Source organism: Barnesiella intestinihominis YIT 11860 (assembly GCF_000296465.1).
Lineage (GTDB): Bacteria > Bacteroidota > Bacteroidia > Bacteroidales > Barnesiellaceae > Barnesiella > Barnesiella intestinihominis.
On record NZ_JH815204.1, the window covers coordinates 109,619 to 131,313 of the forward strand.

Genomic DNA, 21,695 nt, shown 5'->3' on the forward strand with positions numbered 1-21,695 from the left:
AATGGGGTTTATTTGATAGATAATAAAATTTCCATGCTTAAATTAGTTTTATGAAAATGATAGATTGTAGAAAGTCGTTGATGGTATGCATCGGTTTGTTGCTGTGCGGAACCTTTTCGGCGCAGGAATCGGAGTTCGATTTGGCATCGCAGAGATCGGAAGCGCAAGACGTTTTTGCTGTGCCGGGTAAAAAATTGGATCATAAAGGGATAATTATTAACCCTACTCCTCATAAACTGGTTCTCGACCCAACCGGGAGGCTCGATATTTCGGGTGGAGTGTGTCTAAAAGATAAGCATGGAAAGTTTTCCGAGGATTTGGATTTTGTCACTTTTAACAAGAAGGGGGTAAAACTCTCCGTCGATTTTGGTTCGAAGGCTTCGGCTAAGTATGGGGTAAAACCTGTTTCGGGTGCATATCGCATGAATATCGGAAAGAATGGTATATCGCTCGTCGGTTATGACGAGCGGGGAGCTTTTTACGGTTTGCAGACCCTTCGCCAGTTAGTCGAGAGTCCTGCGACTGTAACGGGCGAATTACCATATGTGGAAATCGACGATTACCCCGATTTGAAATACCGGGGAGTAGTAGAAGGATTTTATGGAACGCCGTGGTCTCATGAGGTGAGAATGTCTTTGATAGATTTCTATGGAAAGTTCAAGATGAATAGTTATTTGTACGGTCCGAAAGACGATCCGTACCACAGTTGTCCGAATTGGAGGCTTCCATATCCCGAAAAAGAGGCCGGAAATATCAAAGAATTGATAGAGGCTTGTAAACGTAATCGGGTCGATTTTGTCTGGGCGATACACCCGGGACAAGATATTAAATGGAACGAGGAGGATTATCAAAACCTCGTTAATAAGTTTAATTTGATGTATGACCTCGGTGTACGGGCTTTCGCCCTCTTTTTCGACGATATATCGGGTGAAGGGACAAATCCGGTGAAACAGACGGAGCTTTTGAATAGATTGACTAAGGATTTTGTGAAGTCCAAAGGCGATGTAGCATATTTAACGGTTTGTCCGACCGATTATTCCAAGCTTTGGGCAAACCCCACACCGCAAGGAAGTCTTGCTATTTATGGAGAAACTCTCGATCCGTCGATAGAAGTGTTTTGGACAGGAGACGTAGTATGCAGCGACTTAACACCGGAGACTTTGGATTGGGTTAATTCCAGAATTAAGCGGCCGGCATATTTTTGGTGGAATTATCCGGTTACCGACTATGTGCGCAATATTATTTTGCAAGGACCTGTTTATGGCTTGAATACTTCGTTGGATTCTAATGATCTTTGCGGAATAGCAAGTAATCCGATGGAACATGGAGAGGCTTCGAAATTGGCCTTATACGGGGTTGCCGATTATACCTGGAATATAGCGGCTTATAATCCTATCGATAATTGGGAGAGAGGACTCGGCGAATTGATGCCGAAAGCAAGGGAGGCCTATCGGACATTCGCTATTCATTCCTGCGATACGGAGACCGGTTATCGCCGCGATGAATCGTGGGAAACCAAGACATTCAGAATCGGTGATTGGAATGAAACGGAGGCTCAGGCTCTTTGGGCAGAATTCGATAAGGTAGAGAAAGCTCCTGCCGAAATAGAAAAAGGTTGCACCAATAAAGGTTTGATGAGTGAGTTGACTCCGTGGCTCCAAGAATTCGGAAAGTTGGGTACGAGAGGAAAACGGGCTTTGGAACTTGCCCGTGTTTATCGTGACGGTAAAGATGATGCCGATTTTTGGAATAAGTATATTCGGAACTTGATGAGTAAGAAGGATCGAGAAGATTATGAAGCTCATAAAAGCGGGACCATGAAACTGCAACCATTTTATGAAAATGCTATGGACGATATGGCATACGGCTTTTTAACTCGGTTGTCGGGCGAGACTCCTATCTGTTATAGGGGTATAGGTTCGTTCCATAATGCGAAAACCACGTTGAGCAAGTTAATGTTTGATCACGATACTACGACTTATTATACATCGGGAATCGCTCAAAAAGCCGGCGATTGGATCGGGGTTGATTTGGGAAGTGTCAAAGATGTGACCGAAGTTTCTATTTTGCAGGGGCGTAATTCTGTGGACGATGTCGATTATTTCGACCATGCCGTAGTGGAATATTCGATTGATGGTAAAGCATGGACTCCGTTGACGGAAGAGTTGAATAAACAGTATATCGTTCGTTGGAACGGGGAGCCTGTAAAGGCCAGATATGTCCGATTGAAAAGACTCGAATCTACTCGCACGAATTACGCATCGGTTCGTTCATTCGAAGTGAATCCTCCCAGAGTGGAACATTTGGGTTTCAGCTTAAAGTCCGACGATGTACAGCAAGCTCTTTATGCGTTTGATCAGCAAATAGGCACAAGTTATCGAAATAATGGAATTTTTTCTTTCGGGGTCGCTCCTCGGACCGAGGGATATACTTTGTTGGTGAATGAATTGCCGGAGGCGGGGAATGGAGCTCCTGTCGTGCATTTGAGACAGTTTAGGCCCGATGGTTCGTTGGCGGTTGAGTCGGTTATCGATTCGTTGTTTTTTAAGGTCGAGTTGGCCGAGGTAGTTTCCGAAGTACAAATAGAAGGGCCAGTGGAGATATTCGAGATAGTGCCGAAGTTTGATTAGTGTCGGATTTTTACGTTTAAAGAACAATTATTATTTTTGAACAGGATATAAAAAGAGCAGGTTTGCCCTGCTCTTTTTCTTTTGGAGAAAGGGAATTGCTTTTTTGCAGGTAATGGATAGAAATGAAAACATTGGGAAGGTGGCAGTGCACTCTGACAAAAGTGCAGTTTGGGCTTGTTTGGCAGTGTTTTTGATACTATAATGGTGCTCATTGGTAATGATGATATGAGCGTGATGAAAATGAAAATGTAACAAAAGAAAAATTATAAATATGGCCGAAAAGAAAGAATGCGAAAAATCGCAAAATATTGTAGATGAGGCTTCTGAAAAGGAGAAGAAAGAGTCGTTGAACCAAGAACCCGAAGTTTCGGAAGAAACAGGTTCCGAGGAGGGCGGTGAAGAAGGCGAGGCTGATGAGGCTGCCAGATTGTCAGCCGAATTGGAAACTTTGAAGGCGACTATCGAGAAAATGCAGAAGGATTATTTGCTATTGATGGCCGAGTTCGATAATTTCAGGAAACGGACGTTGCGTGAGAAATCGGAGTTGATCAAGAATGGCGGTGAGAATTGCATGAAAGCTATTCTGCCGGTTATCGACGATTTTGAACGCGGATTGGCAGCTGTGGAAGAAAGTAATGATTTAGCGGCTGTGAAAGAGGGAATGAGCTTGATATATAATAAATTCAAAAGCTATCTAGAACAAAACGGCGTAAAGGAGATTCCTACGGAGGGAGCGGATTTCGATACAGAATATCACGAGGCTGTGACGATGTTCCCGGCTTCGGATCCGGCTCAAAAAGGTAAAGTGATAGATACCGTACAAAAGGGATATACGCTCAATGACAAAGTTATTCGCTTTGCCAAAGTCGTGGTAGGGGAATAAATTATAGGACAGGGAGCAATGGAAAAAAGAGATTATTATGAAGTGCTGGGTGTCGCTAAAAATGCGACGGCCGAGGAGATAAAAAAGGCATACCGTAAAAAAGCTATCCAATATCACCCGGATAAGAACCCCGGAAACAAAGAGGCTGAGGAAAAGTTTAAAGAGGCTGCCGAAGCGTATGAAGTATTGAGTGATGCGGATAAGCGGGCTCGTTACGACCAGTTCGGGCATCAAGGGTTAGGTGGTGCTGCCGGTGGCGGTTTCAGTGGCGGCGGTATGTCTATGGAGGATATTTTCTCGCATTTCGGCGATATTTTCGGTGGTGGATTCGGCGGATTCGAAGGCTTCGGGGGCGGCTCACGAGGGGGACGTCGTCATGTCAATAAAGGTTCGGATTTACGAGTAAAGGTGAAACTGACATTGAAAGAGATCGCTACCGGTGTCGAGAAAAAAATAAAGGTTCCTAAGTATGTGAGCTGTTCTCATTGTAACGGTACGGGTGCAGAGAACGGTACGGCTTATACGACGTGTTCGAAATGTAACGGGTCGGGAGTAGTGACACGGGTACAACAGACTTTTCTCGGAGCTATGCAATCGACGACTACGTGTCCCGACTGCGGTGGAGAGGGCCGTATTATTACGAAGAAGTGTCCGCATTGTGCTGGGGAAGGTATCGTACGTGAAGAAGAGGTAATCACGTTGAATATTCCGGCCGGGGTATCCGAAGGTATGCAACTCTCTATGGCGGGCAAAGGGAATGCTGCTCGTCATGGCGGTGTGAATGGTGATTTGTTGATTTTAATCGAAGAGGAACCGCATCCCGATTTACTGCGCGACGAGAACGATTTGATATATAATTTGCTGCTCGATTTGCCGACTGCCGTATTGGGCGGTTCTATCGAAGTTCCTACTCTTGATGGTAAGGCTCGTATAAAAGTGGATCCCGGTACTCAACCCGGAAAAATATTCCGGCTTAGGGGAAAAGGATTGCCTTCGGTCAATCGTTATGGAGTAGGTGACTTGATTGTAAATGTATCGGTTTACATTCCAGAAAACCTCAATGCCAGCGAAAAGAAGCATTTCGAGGATTTGAAAACTGCACCCAATATACAGCCTACACTCACAGCTAAACAGCGAATATTCAGTAAATTGCGTCATATGTTTGAGTGAAAACGACGATGATATAAAATGAAAGCACCGTATATCAATAATATACGGTGCTTTCATTTTATATTGGGGAATAGTTCTTTACATTCCTTGTATAACGTAATAGGTGTAGATTAAAAAAATGATTCCTACCGATAACCCGATGAATGACCATCGGGTGAATAATTTGTCTTTGCCTATAATTCCATAACATAATCCGATTATGGAGCATAGGGTAATGCCTATCGGAAAAATGAAAAACCCTATTGTGATGAATCCTATGAGCATGATAATGCCCATTATGATTAGTATTTTACTCCTCGTTATTTCCATTTTTGTAAAATTTGAATGTTTCCTCTGTGATTTCGTAATCTAAGTTGAGGAGTATGGAGTCTTTTTCGCGGGGAGAGAGCGTAGAATCTTCTTCCCAGCCGTACTCCTTAGCCAATTCTCGAATAGCTTTTATTTTTTCTTGATCTGAATTGAATACCCGTTTCTTCTTGTGTAACTTAGCTTCTACATATTTCCGGAGGGTTTCTTGTGCTCTGAATTGTTCGCCTCGGGTATAGTCGAATGACTTTAAGCTATCGATGTCTTGCAGTTCGTCATATAGCGTTAATGTCCAAAATAGGTTTTTGTCGGGCAATCGGGTGATGATACAGGGAATGATTTTTTTCCCCATGTTTAGCAATTGCGGAAATTGTTCCAATTTTTTCGCATCATTCGTGTTGCTGCTGAGGTGAGTTATCGGGTTGGTGTTGTAATTGTTTACCCATGCGTTGAAAAGACTGTCGAATTTTTCTAAGTCATCTCCTGTTAAAATCGTATCGGTATCACAGTCAGCAACGATAATTTCGGTAGATCCGTTAGCCCCGCCGATAACAGAAGCGGATTTCCCGGAACAACCGATGGTTAAAAGATAAAGTAGAATGATGTATGTGAAAGGGCGTTTCATGTTTCTTATTTTTGAACCGCGGAATTGTAAATGATTCTTGCGATATCGGCGATAATTTGTGCATTGGTTTGGTCGCTCTCACGAGAGTCTTTGATGAAAATAGCGAGAAAGCATAATTTTCCGTTCGGGAGATAGATTACGCCGGTATCGTTGTCGCCGATTTTTGTTCCGTCGTCCAAACGGTCGGAGCTGCCTGTTTTGTGTCCTAAGACAATATTATCGGGCAATCCGGCTTTTATTTTATCTTTTCCGGTAGAAGTTTCTATCAAAATATTTTTTAGAAATTCGGTATGTGTTTCATTCAGTATCGGTTCGTTGTAGAGTTTTTCCAATAGTTGAAGTGTAGACGAAGGTGTGCTCCAATTGTTATAGCAATTGGATATGCGAGAGTGCATGGTTTCTTCGGTTTCGGTGAGATTGTAGTTTGTGATACCTAATTTGTCGATTCGGTCTTTCACGATATCGATACCGCCGAGATAGTCTATGAGAATGTCGCAAGCGTTGTTGTCGCTTTGAGAAACGGCATAGCGCATGAGGTCGGCGTAAGAAAGATAAAAGTTTCTTTCGGGGTATAATTCTCTTAGTGGGCTATAAGTGTCTTTGTGTATTTGAGACGATTCGATGAAGCGTAAAGAGTCCAGAGCGATACATTCGTTTTCCATTTTTTGAAGAGCTGCTATGGCAACATGGAGTTTAAAAACACTCATTAGCGGATACCGATGTTCGTCGTTAAACGTAAATAATTGTCCGTCGATCGAGAATGCTACGCCGACCGTTGCATTTTTCCCTTGTATGGCCTGACGAATCTTTTGTCCGACGGTCGATTGTTTTTCCAAGCTAATAGCAGCGATAGGGTGTAGTCCTATCCATGAAAACAGAAAACAGAATAGAATTATTTTATTCTTGGGCATGATGTTTTGCTTGTTTTAAGTTGAGTAAAGATATAATAAATTTAATCATGTATGCCCGGCTTTATTTAATTTAACAGGGAGATAGGGTATCGGTGCGTGTTTATCGGAATATCTTGTTCGGGAGTATTTTTCATTCGATGTTGAAGAATCAGAGGTTAATAATGGAGATTATATTGTTATCCTTATTATAATTTTAAATAAATATATTGTATTAAGAAAATTTTTGTGTGTTTATTTATCTGAATATAAATAAAATAAAGATTAATAAACGTGGTTTTATTTTTCGTTTGTTCAAAAAAAATAGAAAAAAATTACGAATCTCACTAGGGATATAGTTCGATTTAGGGTTAATATTATTGATACGGTATGTAAAAATGTTTCGTGAGATTTATTTACGCAAGGTATACGAGAGAGGAATGTTTAAATAGTATTATTTATGTTAAATATTAAATGGTTAAATCTAAAAGCATGAAAAAAAATCAGAAGTGTAAAATTGGGCTTTTGGCGTTTTCTTTGTCTTTTTTTGTTCCGTTTTTTGCTAATGCAATAGATCAAGGGGCAGGAAAGGTTACTGCAAATGTAACCCAGCCAAGCAAGCGTACTATTAAAGGAGTGGTTTCCGATGTTTCGGGAGAACCACTAATCGGTGTGAGTGTATTAGTGAAGGGAACTTCGATAGGAGCTTCTACTAATATAGACGGTGTTTACTCGGTAGAGGTCCCGAATAATAATGCCGTGCTCGAATTCAGTTATGTCGGGTATCAAAAGGCGACTTTGTCGTTGGCGAATGCTTCCTCATACGATGTCGTTATGCATGAGGAGACACGGGTTTTACAAGAAGTCGTAGTAACGGCGATGGGTATATCGCGGGAATCCAAAACGCTTACCTATGCTACCCAGACTATTAAGAACGAGGAAGTGACCCGTATCAAGGATAATAACTTCATTAACTCGCTGCAAGGAAAGAGTGCTGGTCTTACTATCGTTCCCAATAATTCGGGAGCGGGCGGTGGAGCTTCTAAAATTGTGCTTCGCGGTTCCACTTCTATTCTCGGAACCAATCAGCCGTTGATCGTTGTCGACGGTGTACCTATGCAAGACGGTATGGGTACGCAGGCGACCGATAATATGATACTCGGCGGCGGACGTAGCGGCGATGACCTCTTGTCGACGATCAACCCCGAAGATATCGATAACATGACGATTTTGAAAGGCCCGAATGCCGCAGCTCTTTACGGTAGCGCAGCCAATAACGGTGTGATCGTTATCACGACCAAATCGGGTGCTTCGGGTTCTGTCAAGGTGAATGTGTCGAGCACCACGTCGATCGAGACGATAGCCATGTATCCTCGTACCCAACAGATTTATGGTATCAGTGGCGGAGACCAATGGTCGGCGTGGGGTCCTAAGATCGGTACTCGTTCGGCCGACGAGGTGGCTTCTGCCCCGTATCTGATGAATTCTGCACGCAATGCCGTAAAAGACTTTTTCAACAAAGGCGTGACTACGACCAACGGCGTTACGTTGAGTGGCGGTACGGAAAACTTCCGAACTTATTTTTCTTATAATAATACCTATCAAACGGGATTGATACCGAACAATAAGTTTACCCGTAATAACGTGATGTTCAAGGAATCTTTCTCGTTGTTCGACAAGCGTATCAATATCAACACGAGCCTTAACTGGATACATCAGAAGACCGATAACGCTCCTGTTGTGGGTAAGGCATTGAGCGCTCTCTATGCTTTGTACCGTACTCCGGCCGATATCGATATGCGTTATTTCAAGCATAACTATAAACACCTCGGTACGGTGGCCGACAATATCGTGAGCGATCCGGAGAAAGGTAATCCCAAATTGATTGGACAACCGGTTCAAACTTGGTACTGGTATGACCAATATCTAAACAACCCCTACTGGGTGGCCAACATGTATAACGATTATTTGAAGCGCGACCGTTTGTTGGCAAATATTACTTTGGATGCCAAGATTTGGCAAAATATTAAATATCAGACGCGTTTCAATGTCGATTATGTGACTCAGAATAATCTGAACGAGGAGTATGCCGGTATGAACCGGGTAGGCTTCGATTATGTAGGTGGTAAATATTACAATGGAGATTCTCGCTCGAGCGACATTTATAATGACCACATGCTCACTTGGAACGACCGTTTCAATGATAAAATCGATGTGAATGTGGCTGTGGGAACCAGCTTTTCACGTCATTACGATCGTAACACGAGCATCACTACGGCGATAGATACTTGCGGTGTGCCCAATGCTTTCGTTCCTCAGAATAATAAACACAGCCGTCCCAACAACCCTAACGGAAGTGCTACATCGGCTTCGGACAGTTGGAATAACAAGGATTGGAGCACGGCACTCTTCGCTACGGCTTCGGTCGGATTATTCGATAAAGTTTACCTCGACGGTAGTTATCGTTTGGAGTGGGCACAGTCGTTCCAACAGTTCACGCAAGGGAGCGGATATAAATCGTTCGATTACTATTCGGCCGGTGTGAATGTGCTCATCGACAAGTTTTTGCCTCGCCGGGATTGGCTCAATCAGTTGAAATGGCGCGGTAGTTGGTCGGTGGTAGGTAACCCCATTCCCAACACCTTGTTCGCCCGTCAGAGCTACGATTTCTCCAACGGTACGATCAGTACTCGTCCTCCTTTGTTCGACGATCCTCAACCGGAGACGACCACTTCGTTCGAGACCGGTTTGGACGTTTGGATGTTCGAAAACAAATTCAACTTCGACCTTACTTATTACAATTCGACGTTACGTAACCAGTTCTTGTATGTCACCACTGCCAATGGCGAATCGAAGCCGGTCAACACAGGTAAGATACGCAACTATGGTTTGGAATTCCAAGCATCTTATCGCTGGAACATCAATAAGGATTGGAGATGGCAGACTGGATTCAATATCGCATGGAATGACAACCGTATCCTCGAAACTTACAAAACCGAGAGCGGCGCTCCCTACGAAGTGCAAATGGGTCCCAACGCTTTCAAGATTAAATACGTAGAAGGCGGACGCTATGGCGATATTTATGTCAACTCTTTCGCCCGCGATGAAAACGGCCATATCAAAATCAATGATGCCGGTAATTACGAGAATGCCGTTCCCGTGATGGCTTCCGGTAAATACGAGACCAAAGTGGGCAATATGACTTCGCCTGTCACTCTCGGTTGGAACAATACATTTACTTGGAAAAACTTCACGCTCTATTTCTTGATAGACGGCCGTATCGGCGGTAAGGTGATGTCATTGACCGAGGCTGATCTCGACCTGTACGGCCTTTCCGAACGTTCTGCACAAGACCGCTTGAACGGAGAACGGGTTATGCAAAACGGAAAGGAATATATTCTCAAACCTCTACCTGACGGATCGGGGAACAAAGTTTCGGTCGAGAACTACTATACGACCATCGGTGCTCTTCCCATGGAAGACCATGTATATAATGCCACCAGCTTGCGCATGCGTGACATCTCGTTGAGCTACGACATGCCCAATTTGTTCGGTAAGAATCAAGGTATGACCGCTCAGTTCTCGGTGAAGAATGCGTTCTTTATCTATAAAGATTCTCCCGTGGATCCCGACATCTCGGTATCGGCCGCCAACGGTTACTCCGGTATCGACTGTTATTCTTTGCCTACGACGCGTAGTTTTGCGTTAACATTGAAATTCAATTTCTAATGAAGAACGATTTAATATAAATAGTCATCAATATGAGAAAAACAATATATTCGATCGGATTCCTCGTTATCGAATCCGTGTTTTCAGTAGGTTTGTTCACTTCTTGCGGCGACCAGTTTCAGGAGGAGTATCCGTGGTTGATCGGTAAGCAGGAGGAGATGGACAACAATAACGAAGAGGGGGCGGGAGCTACCGATATTACTGTTCTCGAGAAGGAGCTGAAAGGAGCTATTCCGTTCATGATCAACTATTCGCACGAACCTAACGGATCGTGGGCGCCTCACAAATATCAATATTACAGGGCGAACAGTATTGACAACTATGCAGGATACTGGACGACTACCAAGAGTACTTTTGCTTTCGGTGGTCCGTTGCCTACGCTTTATACTTTCCCCAACGATTATTTGGGGGGCCCTATGGATAACCAGATTTTCACACAGTCTTACAATGCCATTCACCACGCTACCGAATTGGGTAAACCCGAATGGCGTGCTGTGGCGTTGATTATCCAAGCCTATCAAGGCCACGAAATCGTCGACTTCTATGGCGCGGCTCCTTTTAGCGACTGGCGTAATTTGAAACGTACTCCGCCGTTGACCTATGAAAAGGGCGAGGACATTTACAATTTGATTTTCGACGATCTCGACGAGGCTATACGCATATTGAAAGAGCGTCAGCCGTCCCGCGAGGAGTTCGCCAAGATCGAGGATTTGACTATCAAGACGCTCTCTAATGGAGATTGGCGCATGTGGGTGAAGTTTGCCAACTGTATTAAAATGCGTATGGCCATGAACATGGTGAAAATCAATCCGGGTACGGCTCAGTCCAAATTTGAACAAGCTGTCACCGACGAAATCGGTGTCCTCACCGACACCGATGCGAAGGATATAGCCTATTATCAGGAGCAAAACGCTTGTGCTTTGTGGCGTATCGGTAACGAGTGGCACGATATTCGTTTGGGCGCTTCGTTTGAAAATATTCTCAAACGTTACAATCACCCGCTGCTTACCCGCTGGTTCGATACCAATGCATATCCTATTAAAGAGAAGTCTACGGGTATACAGGCTCCCATCGATGTTTACGGAGTGCGTACGGGTATCAGCATGCGTAACAGCAATACCACAGGCAAGGACAAAGGCGGTTATGGCCCATTCTCGACTTTATCGGGCGAATTCAAATATATGCATCAATCTTTCTTCAAACGCACCGAGAGTATCTTCTTGTTGGCCGAGGCTGCTTTGAGAGGCTGGAATGCGCTTGGCCGTGACGCTCAGAGTTGGTATGAGGCCGGTATCCGTCTTTGTTTCCAAGAGAATGGGATCACCGACGGAACCGTCATCGACGAATATCTTGCCCAGACTGCGGCGAAAGATATCGATTATGTCGATCCGTATAACAACGAGAACAACATAGCCGGTCGTGTGAAAGTGGGTGTGAAATGGGATGCGAGCGACTCGAAGGAGGTGATGCTGGAAAAAATCATCACTCAGAAATATATCGCCAACTTCCCCATGAGCGCCGAGGCATGGACCACGTTCCGCCGCACGGGATATCCCCGTATCTTCCCGGTCGATGTGAACAACATGAAAGACCAAGGCGTCGACACCGAGTTGCAATTACGTCGTATTCCCATCGAGGAGACAGCCAACAATACGTTGGAGATCGCTTCACTCGTACAGGCTCTCGGGCAACCCAACACCGGCGCTTCGCGTGTTTTCTGGGATAAACAGACCGAAACCCGAGGCGAGCAAAGCCCCGATAACGAATTTACATTGGTAATTCCGGTAAACTTTTAATCTATAAAACATTTGAAACATGAAACGATATAGCTTTATATTCTTTTTGGCGAGCTTCCTCGGTGTGACTTCGTTCACCGCATGTGAAGAGGAAGCTACGCTCGACGGTGCGACCGAGGTGTATATTACCATCGATCCCATGGACATTAATTTGAAATTGGGCGATACGGTGAGGATTTCGGCGACGGTTACCAATGTGAGTGGGAAAGTGATCGAGACTCCTGTCTCTTGGTCGATAGAAGACCAGACGGTTGCTGCCTTGCTGGGTGATACCGCTGTGGTGGCTTTGGATGGCGGTCAGGAAAAAGAGACCCGGCTCAAAGCCATGTTGGAGAACGGCAAATATGCCCTTACTACCGTTACCGTGTCGCGCAATTTGCCCGACGGTGTGATGTGTATTCCCAACGACAGCACTTTCACCGAAATGACTTCGAAACGTAGTTACAATACGGCCCACGATTCGGTGCTGTTCTCTGTTTCTCCCAAAGAACTTCTTTATGATTATGATCCGGTTCCTACTCTCGAAGGGCTAACCGCTTTCGATCCGGTGATGACGGTCGACACCGTGAGAGGTCTCGTAGCCGTGCACTATGCAGCTCCCCGTGCCTCGGGGAAGGGAAAAGTCACCCTTTCCATTGGTGATGCTTCCACGGCCAAGTCGGCATCTTGCGATATCATGTTGGCTCCCCAGTTGTTGGCTACTTTCTATGGCAAAGGTTTCGAAAATATGCCCTATATAAATACCCGTCCCAGTAAGGAGGTATTGTCGATGTACTTTGCCTATACGTACGAGGCCGAAATGGACATCAATTCGGAAGATACCGTGCGTATCGCCATGAACGTGCAGTCGGGCGCCAAAGAGGATATCGAGGCGGGCTACGATGCCTATCGTTGGGAAGTCGTTTCGAGTAATGGGGTATTGATTACGGGCAAGACCGAGGAATATGTGAAAGGCGAGGGATTCGATGCCGTGCTTGCGTTGCGCTCGGGTTCGGAGGAAGGCGAAGCCGAATTCCATTGTATTACTCCCGACACGGTGTTCGTAGCGACGTTCCGTGTGCAGGACTTTAAGACTCGTTATCCGGTGGAGGAAATTACGGTCGACCACGATCCGATTTCCATGCCTGTGGGAAGTGTGTTGAGACTTACGACGGGAGTGATTCCCGCTTCGTCTTATGCTTATCACAAGCCGGTAGTCAAGGCAGTCGATCCTTCCAAAGTTCAAGTGGGTGAATATAACGGTAATGTCATAGAGCTGAGGGGACTCGCATTGGGCGAGACCGAGCTGGTTCTTACGGCCAACGGCAAGGAAAAAAGGGTTCCGGTGAGTGTCACCGAGGGTATCTTGTCTGTTTTGTGGAAATCGGGTAATGCGCGTACTCTTTTCGAGGGACAGACTGTGCAATGGGGTATCGATGCCAAAACTTTGTCGGGAGGAGAGAATCCTTATGACGTGACTTGGACTTCATCTGCTACCGATGTGCTCACTGCCGAGCAAACCGGCGACGATAACACACAGGGGACGATTACGGGTATTAAGGCCGGTAAGGCAGACGTTATTGCCGAGGTGGCTGGCGTATCGTCCGAGAAGGCCGAGGTGAAAGTGATCGCTCTACCTGTCGATTTGGAATTGAACGCCTCCAACACCGTGAAAGAAAACTCGGTGGTTTATGACGAGGGCGGCGATTTGGTAGTGTTCATTTCGCCCACATCGGGTTATGGGCAAATCATGCTTACGTTGACCGATGCCTATAAGGGTGGCGGTTATGCAGGACATTACGATATTCCTGTCGGTACGGTAGTCGATATAGACGGAGCTCGGGCCGAGGTGACGGGCAGCATGGATATCTCGGGCAGCGGCGACGAGACAACCGTTTCGTTCTCGATTACGGGTAATGTGGGAAGTCGCACTCTCTCTATCGAAGCCGATAGTGTTCCCGTGGTGTTGTAAAAAAAGAGTCGTTTCGGGATAGGAGGCCGCTAAAACGCCTCCTGTCCGCGGAACTTGAAGATAGAAAAAACTTTTTGAGAATAATTCAAATTTTTATTAACCAAAAAAAATTTTCCATGAAAAAAAATCTATTTTTATTATCTGGAATTTTAGTTCTTTCATTTTCTTCGCAAGCACAAGAATTGAAAGAAGATTACATGACGTGGCCGGAGAGTTCGAAACTCGGTCAGTATGTTAGTAGTTGGGTTCTCGGCGAAGATTTGTTCGAGGACGAGAATTTTTATGTTTCCCGTGTGAAACCCAAAGAACGTTTTCGCAATGCGGCCACGCAGATCGACGAGACGCTCACCGAGGCCAACGACAGAAAACTCGTTTTCTGGGTTCCGGTAGGAAATGCCAGCAATGGTAACACCAATGCGCGTCCTAACGGTAAGTTCGATTCCGAGGCTTTCAGTACTTGGTCATACGTTACTCATTACGGAGACTGGACGGCTCCACACGGGTGGGTCCCCGGTGGATTCGCCGATGTCGCCCATAAAAATGGTGTAGGTGTTTCGGGTGTGGCTTCCGTTCCTTGGGGAGGTATAAGTTCAGAGTGGTCCTCTGGTTTTTCCACGTTGGTGGGCATAGAGGCAGAGAAAGTGGCTAAATTCCTCCATTATCATGGTGTGGACGGATTAGGCTATAACTCGGAGTTCAGTACAGGTTCTTCTTTTATTTTGTCGGGATTGCGTGCATTGCACGAGACAGTTCACAAATACCTTACGGAAAAAGGTAACCCGGTGGTCGAGAACTTCTGGTACGATGGAACCAACGATAATGGGCAGATTACTTTCGATAGTGGTCTCGGTAATCATAACAACGATACCTTCGGCGATGGCGAGCATATCCGCACCTCGCTTTTTCTCAATTACAATTGGCATGGAGTATTGGGAGGGTTGACCCAATCTACTGTAGATACCTATGCCCCCGGTCGCAGTTCGCTCGATCTTTATGCCGGCTTCAACATGCAGGGCGGTGATCCTTCTACGTGGAGAACTCTCAAAGACTATAATCTCTCTATCGGTCTGTGGGGCGCTCACGATTATAATATGTTGTGGGCCGACCGTGCTAATAACGGTAGTACAGATGTAGCCAAGCAAACATATTATCAACATCTGATCGAGCAGTTCTTTACCAACGGTAACCGCAATCCCATCGATAAAATCGAGGTTTACAATCGCGGTAACCATCACCCCGATGACAAGTGGTTCGGTATGTCGGCTTTCATGACGGCACGCAGTTCGCTCAAATGGGATCTTTCCGAGGAACCGTTTATTTCTTATTTCAATTTGGGTAACGGTCGTTTCTTGAACTGGATGGGCGAACGTCAGAACGATAACGAATGGTACAATATCGGTGTACAGGACTATTTGCCTACTTGGCGTTGGTGGTTTGCATCCGATTTCATGGGTAAAACGGCCGACAAGGTAGTGGAAAATGGCTTGGAGGCCAAGTTTACTTACGACGATGCCTATGTAGGCGGTTCGTGTCTGCGCCTCTTCGGTTCTGTGGACAATGAGTATTTGCATTTGTTCAAGACCGAGTTCGCTTTGTCCGCAGCCGATGTGATTACGGTTCGTTACAAATTGGTAGGCGGTCAGGCCGATGTTAATTTGGCACTTTCTGCCAAAGGCGACGAGCAAACGATTTTGCGCGAGAGCGGTTTCAAGGTATTGACTGTCGCCGATGAGGCCGACGATGAAGTGTGGGTGGAAAAGACGTTTAAAGTGAGTGGATCTTTGGCTATGTTGGCCGGTAAGGAAATCGCTATGGTTGCCCTCCATTTCGAAAATGCCGAGAACCTCGACTTATACCTCGGTGAATTTTCTATCACCCGCGGTGCTATGCCTACACCGGCGGCTCCCGAGATTAAGATTGCCAAAGTTCTTGCATCTCACTACAAAGGTGTAGATGGTAAGGTGATATTTAACATGGATAACGACAAATTGCCGGGCGAGCCGGTTTATAACCTCGACGTGAATGCTTCGATGTTCAAACTGTATGCTCAACAAAAAGGCGGTGAGCCTCAATTCATGGGTATCACTACTTCTTGGGCCGGTATGTATTTCTCTGTTCCTACCGATTTGCAGGGCGAACAGGAGATTCGTTTCGGTGTCGCAGCCGTTTCGGTCGATATGAAGTCCGATTCCGAGATCGCATGGAGCGATTATATGAGTATGGGTGAGTATACGGTTACCGACGATATACAGATAAATAAAACTACCATCAAGCCGGGCGAGAGCTTCGAAATTTCGTATGTCGATCCCCGTCACGCCGCTGCCGACTGGAAATTGCTCAACAGTACCGGTGAGGTCGTAAAAGAGGCAAGTAATACGACTGTATTTACCGTATCGGAAGGTATTGAAGAAATAGGCGGTTATGATCTGCAAGTCATTTGCGACGGCGAAACGACCACTTATGGTTACTATGTGCAGATTACCAGCGAAGCCGTGGGTGCGTTGCCCGAGATTCAATCGCTGACTATCGGCGGGGAAGCTGTGGCAGAAGATGAAGTGAAGATCGACGTGGACGAGGCGCTGACGTTGGGCTATACCGGAAGGAAAGCCAATGGAGCTTCTTCGCGCGGTATCGAGATCAATGAAGGCTGGGTAGGCGGAAGAATGTCCGATTTGTCTATCGGTGACGGTCAAACGTTCTCCGTGTCGGCTTGGGTTCGTTTCACTTCGATACCCGAAGGGTCTTGTTTCTTCAGTGTGGAAAATCGCGCATCGAGTGCATGGCCGGTGAATAACTGGGGCTGGATGTGGTCTGACTTGTCATCTACGGGTAAACTTAACAGTTATACCTTCCGGACCGCTACGTACAATGGCGCTCCCGAGTTGAAATATACGTTCCCCAACGCAGTCGTAACACCCAATGCATGGAATCACGTGGTATTGACATTCGAGTATAACGACCAGTCGCAATTCCGCTCCAAATTTTATCTGAACGGTGTGCTCCAAGAGTCAACGTGGGTTTTAGATGGAGCTTTGGGTACGACCGAAACATGGGCTAATGTGAATTATTCTATCACGACTTCAGATTGGTTCTGTTTTGCCGGAGGCCGTGGATCGGAACCTGTTTTCAATAATGGTATTATCGACGATCTGTTGGTTTGGAACGGAGCCATGACTCCCGAGCAAGTGCAAAACGTGAAGAACGGTCTGGATGCCAACAGCCTTCCCCAAGAAGTGATGGCTTACTGGGATTTCGAAACCGATGCCGATGAAGACCACTACTTTGCAGCCAAAGGTTCGGTTGCAGGGGCTAAAGCCTGTTCGTTCAAGACGGAAGCTCTTGGTAGTGAAGGCGCCGGTCGTCAAGTCGCTCAGAATCCTCTGTATATCTCAGGTTGTCCGTTTGTGCCGGGATCCACTTTCAAGGTAGAGACTCGTCCGACTTGGACAGCCAAACGCGGTGTCCTCAGCGAATCGACCGGTACCGACCTCGAAGGTTCCACGAAACTGACTTATAGCAAACCGGGCGATTATACGGTTACTTTGACTCTTGAAAATACGCTCGGGGCCGATACCAAGAGCTATCCTGTATTCAAAGTAGGCGATGTAGACGGTGTAGAAGAGAGCATGGCCGGTGAGTTGCGCACGTATACCGTAGAGGGTATTCTCTTTGTAGAATTTGCCGAGGACGGAGACTACCAAGTGGGCGTGTACAATGCCTCGGGAATGCTTGTCGCACAGAAAGATGCCGCTGTCGTAGCCGGTCAAAACATGAGCATCTCTCTCGGAGCCAAAGGCGTTTATGTGGTGAAGGTGATGAAAGAGGGCAAGGTGGTTCGTACGGTCAAAGTGTTGAATCGTTGATGTAATCTCTCACTTTCTTTTTAAGAGGGTGATCTCAATAGCGGACCGAGCCCTATCATTTAGGGTTCGGTCCTTTTAACAAATTTTTAATCGGTAGAAAATTTATTTTTTTGCGATTATTTTTAATATTAATATATCATGAAAAAGAGTTATTCGATTTTTTTATCTACACTGTTTTGTTTTTTGTTTTGTAGTTTGAGCGCACAGGATGCGCAGTTGAATGCGGCGAGTCGTAAAGTGATTATCGAGGCTCCGGCAGAGCCCGGTACTCATTTGGAGGTGGCTTATAGGCCTGCGGGTTCTTTTTTCCCGAATTATGTGCAGTCGGGGCAGCAAGTAGACGTGGGTACTACGCTTATCATCGATGCTTATTCTGATAATCCGACCAAATTGCCGTTGGTTGCCGTACGGGTGAACGGGGAAGAGATCGAAAAATCGGGATCGGGATATACGTATGTTATACCCGAAGGCGAAGGGGATATTGTGATTTCTGCGGAATTCGGTCTTCTTTACCAAGTAGATTTCTCTTATTCCTTGAACGGGCGCATAGAACTTTATGCGGCGGGTTCGGAAGAACCGTTGACGACGGGAACTTGTGTGAACGGGAATGTGGAGATAACGGTGAAAGTTATTCCGGACAGCGGATGCGATTTGCTTTCTCTCGTCGTGAACGATGAAAATGTAACCGACCAACTTGCGAACAATGAGTATAAGTTCGTATTGAAGAAAAACACTTCAATTACGGCGGCCTTCCAGAAAGCCTATCGTCTGACGGTGGAACCGTTCGAGCATGGTAGTATGCGGGTGGCTATTTCTGATAAAGGAGATTTGAGCGATGTACCGTCGGACGGTAAGATTTTGGATGGGCAAACGCTTATCTTGTGGTGGCCGACAGTCGAAGAAGGGTATGAAGTAGGTTCCGTATTGATGAACGGGACAGATATAACGGAGCAGTTTTTCTCAGGAACGTATAACCATGTGGTGAAAGGCGATGTGAACGTTACCGTGACGATCCGAAAAAAAACGTATGGATTGACGGTTAAGGATTTCGTGGGAGGTACGATAAAAGCGGAATTCGAAGATGAGGGGGTAGTGACCGATGTGTCGGCCGGTGGCAGAGTACCGGAAAATGCGACCTTGAAAATTTATGAACCGGTACTTGATGAAGGATACGAATTGGTTTATGTGTCGCTGAACGGATCGGATATTAAGGATCAGTTTAAAGATGGTATCTATTCGCTGACGATGAAAGAAGATGTGATGCTTGTTGTAAAAGCCAAAGAAATCGATAAAATGTTCAAACTGACTATCGATGAAATCGAGGGTGGCAGCATAGATGTACAAGTGTATGTCGGTGGAGATTTGGCCGATGTCCCGGCCGATGGGAACATCAAGAACGGAACCATGCTGATGATTTCCGAACCGGTACTCGAAGACGGCTACGAATTGGTTTCCGTCATGTTGAACGAAGAGGATATAACCGCTTTGTTCGAGGAAGGCGTGTATTTCCATACCATGCGTCAAGATGTGACGATCTCCGTAAAGACCAATTATGTTTCGGGCGTGGAAGAAGAACAGGCCGACCGGGTGAGAATTTATCCTAACCCGTTTGCAGAAAGTTGCGTGGTGAGCGGTGTTGCCGCAGGTACATCGGTTCGCGTGTTCAACATGACGGGAGCTTGTGTGTTCTCGAAAGTCGCCGGAACGGGTGAGACCGAAATTCGTTTGTCGGGACTTGCTTCGGGTGTCTATATCTTGAAGTTGGAGAAAGACGGCGACAGCTCTTGCCATAAACTGATTCGGAAGTAAGAGCCGATTTCTCGGTCGATAGTAGAATTTTTTATTCGATAAACTTGTAAATAGGGAAGGGGAGTGCAACTATGGCACTCCCATTTTTTTGACGGAGGGGTTGAGAAGATTACATAAGAGTTTTTTGATTGCAGGTTTTAACCCCTCCGTCCTTCGGCCACCTCCCCTATATTTTGTGTTGCAAAACACAGAGGAGGAGTGAGACATCTTTGTTCTATTGTTGTTTCGGCTTCTCCGTTACTACGTACCGTCTCTCCTATATTTTGCTTCGTGCCACCCCGCAATGCTGCGGGGCACGGCAGAGACGGAGTTTTGCGCCACCCTTTTATTATGTGATTTTGCCGGTAAGATAAGAAGTATTTAACCTTCTCCCCTGTTGTATTAGCAATAGGGGAGAGTTAGAAAGAACGAAGTTCCTGAGGAGAGAGGTTAACTATGAGGTGAAACACTTCCGGTTAGGTTGAACTTGTCCGGTTTTTGGAGAGGATAGTTTACTATCAACCTCCTCCTCTGTGTTTTGCGAAGCAAAATATAGGGGAGGTGTCACGTAGTGACGGAGGGGTTGAAAAAACTCGTTTGTGCTTGTTCATTCTTCTCAGCAGCGAGAAGAACGAACTCAGAAGCTCCGGCAGTTATCGGGCTATTAGGCTCGTCGCCACGGTCGCCGTCGGGGTCTGCGGAACTCGCTCCGCTCGGACGGTCCTCGCCCTTTTTCCTCCGTCTCCCTTGCGTCTTCACCGCCCGATAAAGGCGGATCGGGGTTTGTGCATTTGCTTGTATTCTAACCCCCCTCGACCTGCGGGCACTCCCCCCTATCGCTTTGCGCCACCCCGCCATGCTGCGGGACACGGCAGGGTGAGGAGGGGGTGAATGCCCTGTAATGCCACAGGACATGGGGGAGGTTGAGATGTATTCCGCTTTCGCCCCTTACTCCGATTTTATGAGAGACACAGAGAAAGAGGGGTAAAAGTGGTATTTTTACTCGGCAGCTCGTTGAATTTGTTTTTGTATCCAATTTGTATTATTTTCGCCATATGTCATTACCTGTGTATTTCGCTCCATTGCAAGGTTATACCGATGTGGTTTATCGTAAGGCACATGCCGCTTTATTCGGTGGCATCGCCGCTTATTATACCCCTTTTGTGAGAATCGAGAAGGGAGATTTCCGACGGAAGGATTTACGAGATATAGACTTTGAAAACAACCGGGGTGTGCCGGTCGTTCCGCAGGCGATAGCCTCGGAGTCCGATGAACTGAGACGTATTGTGGATTGTATGGCTTCTCTTGGCTATACTCGGGTCGATATAAATTTAGGGTGTCCTTTCCCGATATTGGCTTATCGTCATAAGGGGTCGGGTATATTGCCGTTCCCTGACGAGGTAGAGCGATTGTTGCGGCCTTTGGAATCGTATGACTCTTTGGAATTTTCGGTGAAGATGAGATTGGGGTGGGAGGAGCCTTCGGAGGCATTGAGGCTATTACCTCTGTTTGAAAGTTTGCCTTTGCGGCAAATCACGCTTCATGCCCGACTGGGGAAACAGCAGTACAAGGGTTGTGTGGATATGGAATCTTTCGGTCGGTTTTACGATGCTTGTCCTATTCCGTTGGTTTATAACGGGGACTTGACCACGGTAGAGGAGATGGTTGCCGTGGAGCGGGAGTTTCCCCGGCTGTCGGGGCTTATGGTCGGCAGAGGATTATTGGCGAAACCGTGGCTGGCAGAGGAATATGGAAATGAAAATTTTTCGAGAGAGAACTCTTATCGCAGGGTGGCTTCGTTGCACGAGCGTGTTTTTACCGATTATGAAACTCTATTGCAAGGAGAACATCAGTTGTTGACTCGTATGATGTCGTTTTGGGAGTATCTTTTACCAGATATGGAGAAGCGATTGAGAAAGCGTTTATCGAAGTCCCGGAATGTAAAAGATTATACAGAGGCCGTAAACTTGCTCTTTTCTTCGTTGGAGGGAAAAAATTAAAACTGCCTTCGACCTATTTTACAGAAAAATTGTTATCTTTGAAACAAGTCTAAGATGGGATGCGGTT

At 46.0% G+C, this 21,695-nt stretch carries 13 protein-coding genes; 9 read left to right on the forward strand and 4 right to left on the reverse strand.

The window, feature by feature from the left end:
- Positions 1-50: 50 nt before the first annotated feature.
- The 3 genes from HMPREF9448_RS05210 to dnaJ all read left to right on the forward strand — a co-directional run bounded on the left by HMPREF9448_RS05210 (position 51) and on the right by dnaJ (position 4,683).
- Positions 51-2,630, forward strand: coding sequence for a beta-N-acetylglucosaminidase domain-containing protein (locus HMPREF9448_RS05210; RefSeq protein ID WP_040295992.1), 2,580 nt, complete (start codon positions 51-53; stop codon positions 2,628-2,630).
- A gap of 271 nt (positions 2,631-2,901) precedes the next feature.
- The gene (locus tag HMPREF9448_RS05215; RefSeq protein ID WP_008861550.1) at positions 2,902-3,513 is read left to right on the forward strand and encodes a nucleotide exchange factor GrpE; all 612 of its coding nucleotides are present in this window, start codon (positions 2,902-2,904) and stop codon (positions 3,511-3,513) included.
- 18 nt (positions 3,514-3,531) lie between these two features.
- Positions 3,532-4,683 carry a molecular chaperone DnaJ gene (dnaJ, locus tag HMPREF9448_RS05220; RefSeq protein WP_008861551.1) on the forward strand — a complete coding sequence of 384 codons (1,152 nt, stop codon included), beginning with the start codon at positions 3,532-3,534 and terminating at the stop codon, positions 4,681-4,683.
- 78 nt (positions 4,684-4,761) lie between these two features.
- Here dnaJ and HMPREF9448_RS14830 read toward each other — a convergent pair whose 3' ends face one another.
- From HMPREF9448_RS14830 to bla, 3 genes are read right to left on the reverse strand one after another with little or no spacing between them, the layout of a single operon-like run.
- Positions 4,762-4,959, reverse strand: coding sequence for a hypothetical protein (locus HMPREF9448_RS14830; RefSeq protein WP_008861552.1), 198 nt, complete (start codon positions 4,957-4,959; stop codon positions 4,762-4,764).
- 13 nt (positions 4,960-4,972) lie between these two features.
- Positions 4,973-5,614, reverse strand: a complete 642-nt coding sequence (locus HMPREF9448_RS05230) for a hypothetical protein (RefSeq protein WP_008861553.1) — start codon at positions 5,612-5,614, stop codon at positions 4,973-4,975.
- Positions 5,615-5,619: 5 nt separating this feature from the next.
- Positions 5,620-6,525 (reverse strand): class A beta-lactamase, encoded by a 906-nt coding sequence (gene bla / locus HMPREF9448_RS05235; RefSeq protein ID WP_008861554.1) that lies wholly within the window; start codon positions 6,523-6,525, stop codon positions 5,620-5,622.
- A 468-nt stretch (positions 6,526-6,993) separates the two neighbouring features.
- Between bla and HMPREF9448_RS05240 the strand changes: the two genes are divergently transcribed.
- The 5 genes from HMPREF9448_RS05240 to HMPREF9448_RS05260 all read left to right on the forward strand — a co-directional run bounded on the left by HMPREF9448_RS05240 (position 6,994) and on the right by HMPREF9448_RS05260 (position 19,649).
- Entirely contained in the window at positions 6,994-10,230 is a 3,237-nt protein-coding gene (locus HMPREF9448_RS05240; protein ID WP_040296069.1) for a SusC/RagA family TonB-linked outer membrane protein, read from the forward strand.
- A gap of 32 nt (positions 10,231-10,262) precedes the next feature.
- Positions 10,263-12,026, forward strand: coding sequence for a SusD/RagB family nutrient-binding outer membrane lipoprotein (locus HMPREF9448_RS05245; RefSeq protein ID WP_008861556.1), 1,764 nt, complete (start codon positions 10,263-10,265; stop codon positions 12,024-12,026).
- Between the two features lie 19 nt (positions 12,027-12,045).
- Positions 12,046-13,977: a hypothetical protein gene (locus HMPREF9448_RS05250; RefSeq protein ID WP_008861557.1), complete on the forward strand. Its 1,932-nt coding sequence runs from the start codon at positions 12,046-12,048 to the stop codon at positions 13,975-13,977.
- Positions 13,978-14,093: 116 nt separating this feature from the next.
- Positions 14,094-17,840, forward strand: a complete 3,747-nt coding sequence (locus tag HMPREF9448_RS05255) for a LamG-like jellyroll fold domain-containing protein (RefSeq protein ID WP_008861558.1) — start codon at positions 14,094-14,096, stop codon at positions 17,838-17,840.
- Between the two features lie 138 nt (positions 17,841-17,978).
- Positions 17,979-19,649, forward strand: a complete 1,671-nt coding sequence (locus HMPREF9448_RS05260) for a T9SS type A sorting domain-containing protein (RefSeq protein ID WP_008861559.1) — start codon at positions 17,979-17,981, stop codon at positions 19,647-19,649.
- A 543-nt stretch (positions 19,650-20,192) separates the two neighbouring features.
- Here HMPREF9448_RS05260 and HMPREF9448_RS05265 read toward each other — a convergent pair.
- Positions 20,193-20,543: a hypothetical protein gene (locus HMPREF9448_RS05265; protein ID WP_040295994.1), complete on the reverse strand. Its 351-nt coding sequence runs from the start codon at positions 20,541-20,543 to the stop codon at positions 20,193-20,195.
- 140 nt (positions 20,544-20,683) lie between these two features.
- Between HMPREF9448_RS05265 and HMPREF9448_RS05270 the strand changes: the two genes are divergently transcribed.
- Positions 20,684-21,628: a tRNA-dihydrouridine synthase family protein gene (locus HMPREF9448_RS05270; protein WP_008861560.1), complete on the forward strand. Its 945-nt coding sequence runs from the start codon at positions 20,684-20,686 to the stop codon at positions 21,626-21,628.
- The last annotated feature ends 67 nt before the right edge of the window (positions 21,629-21,695 follow it).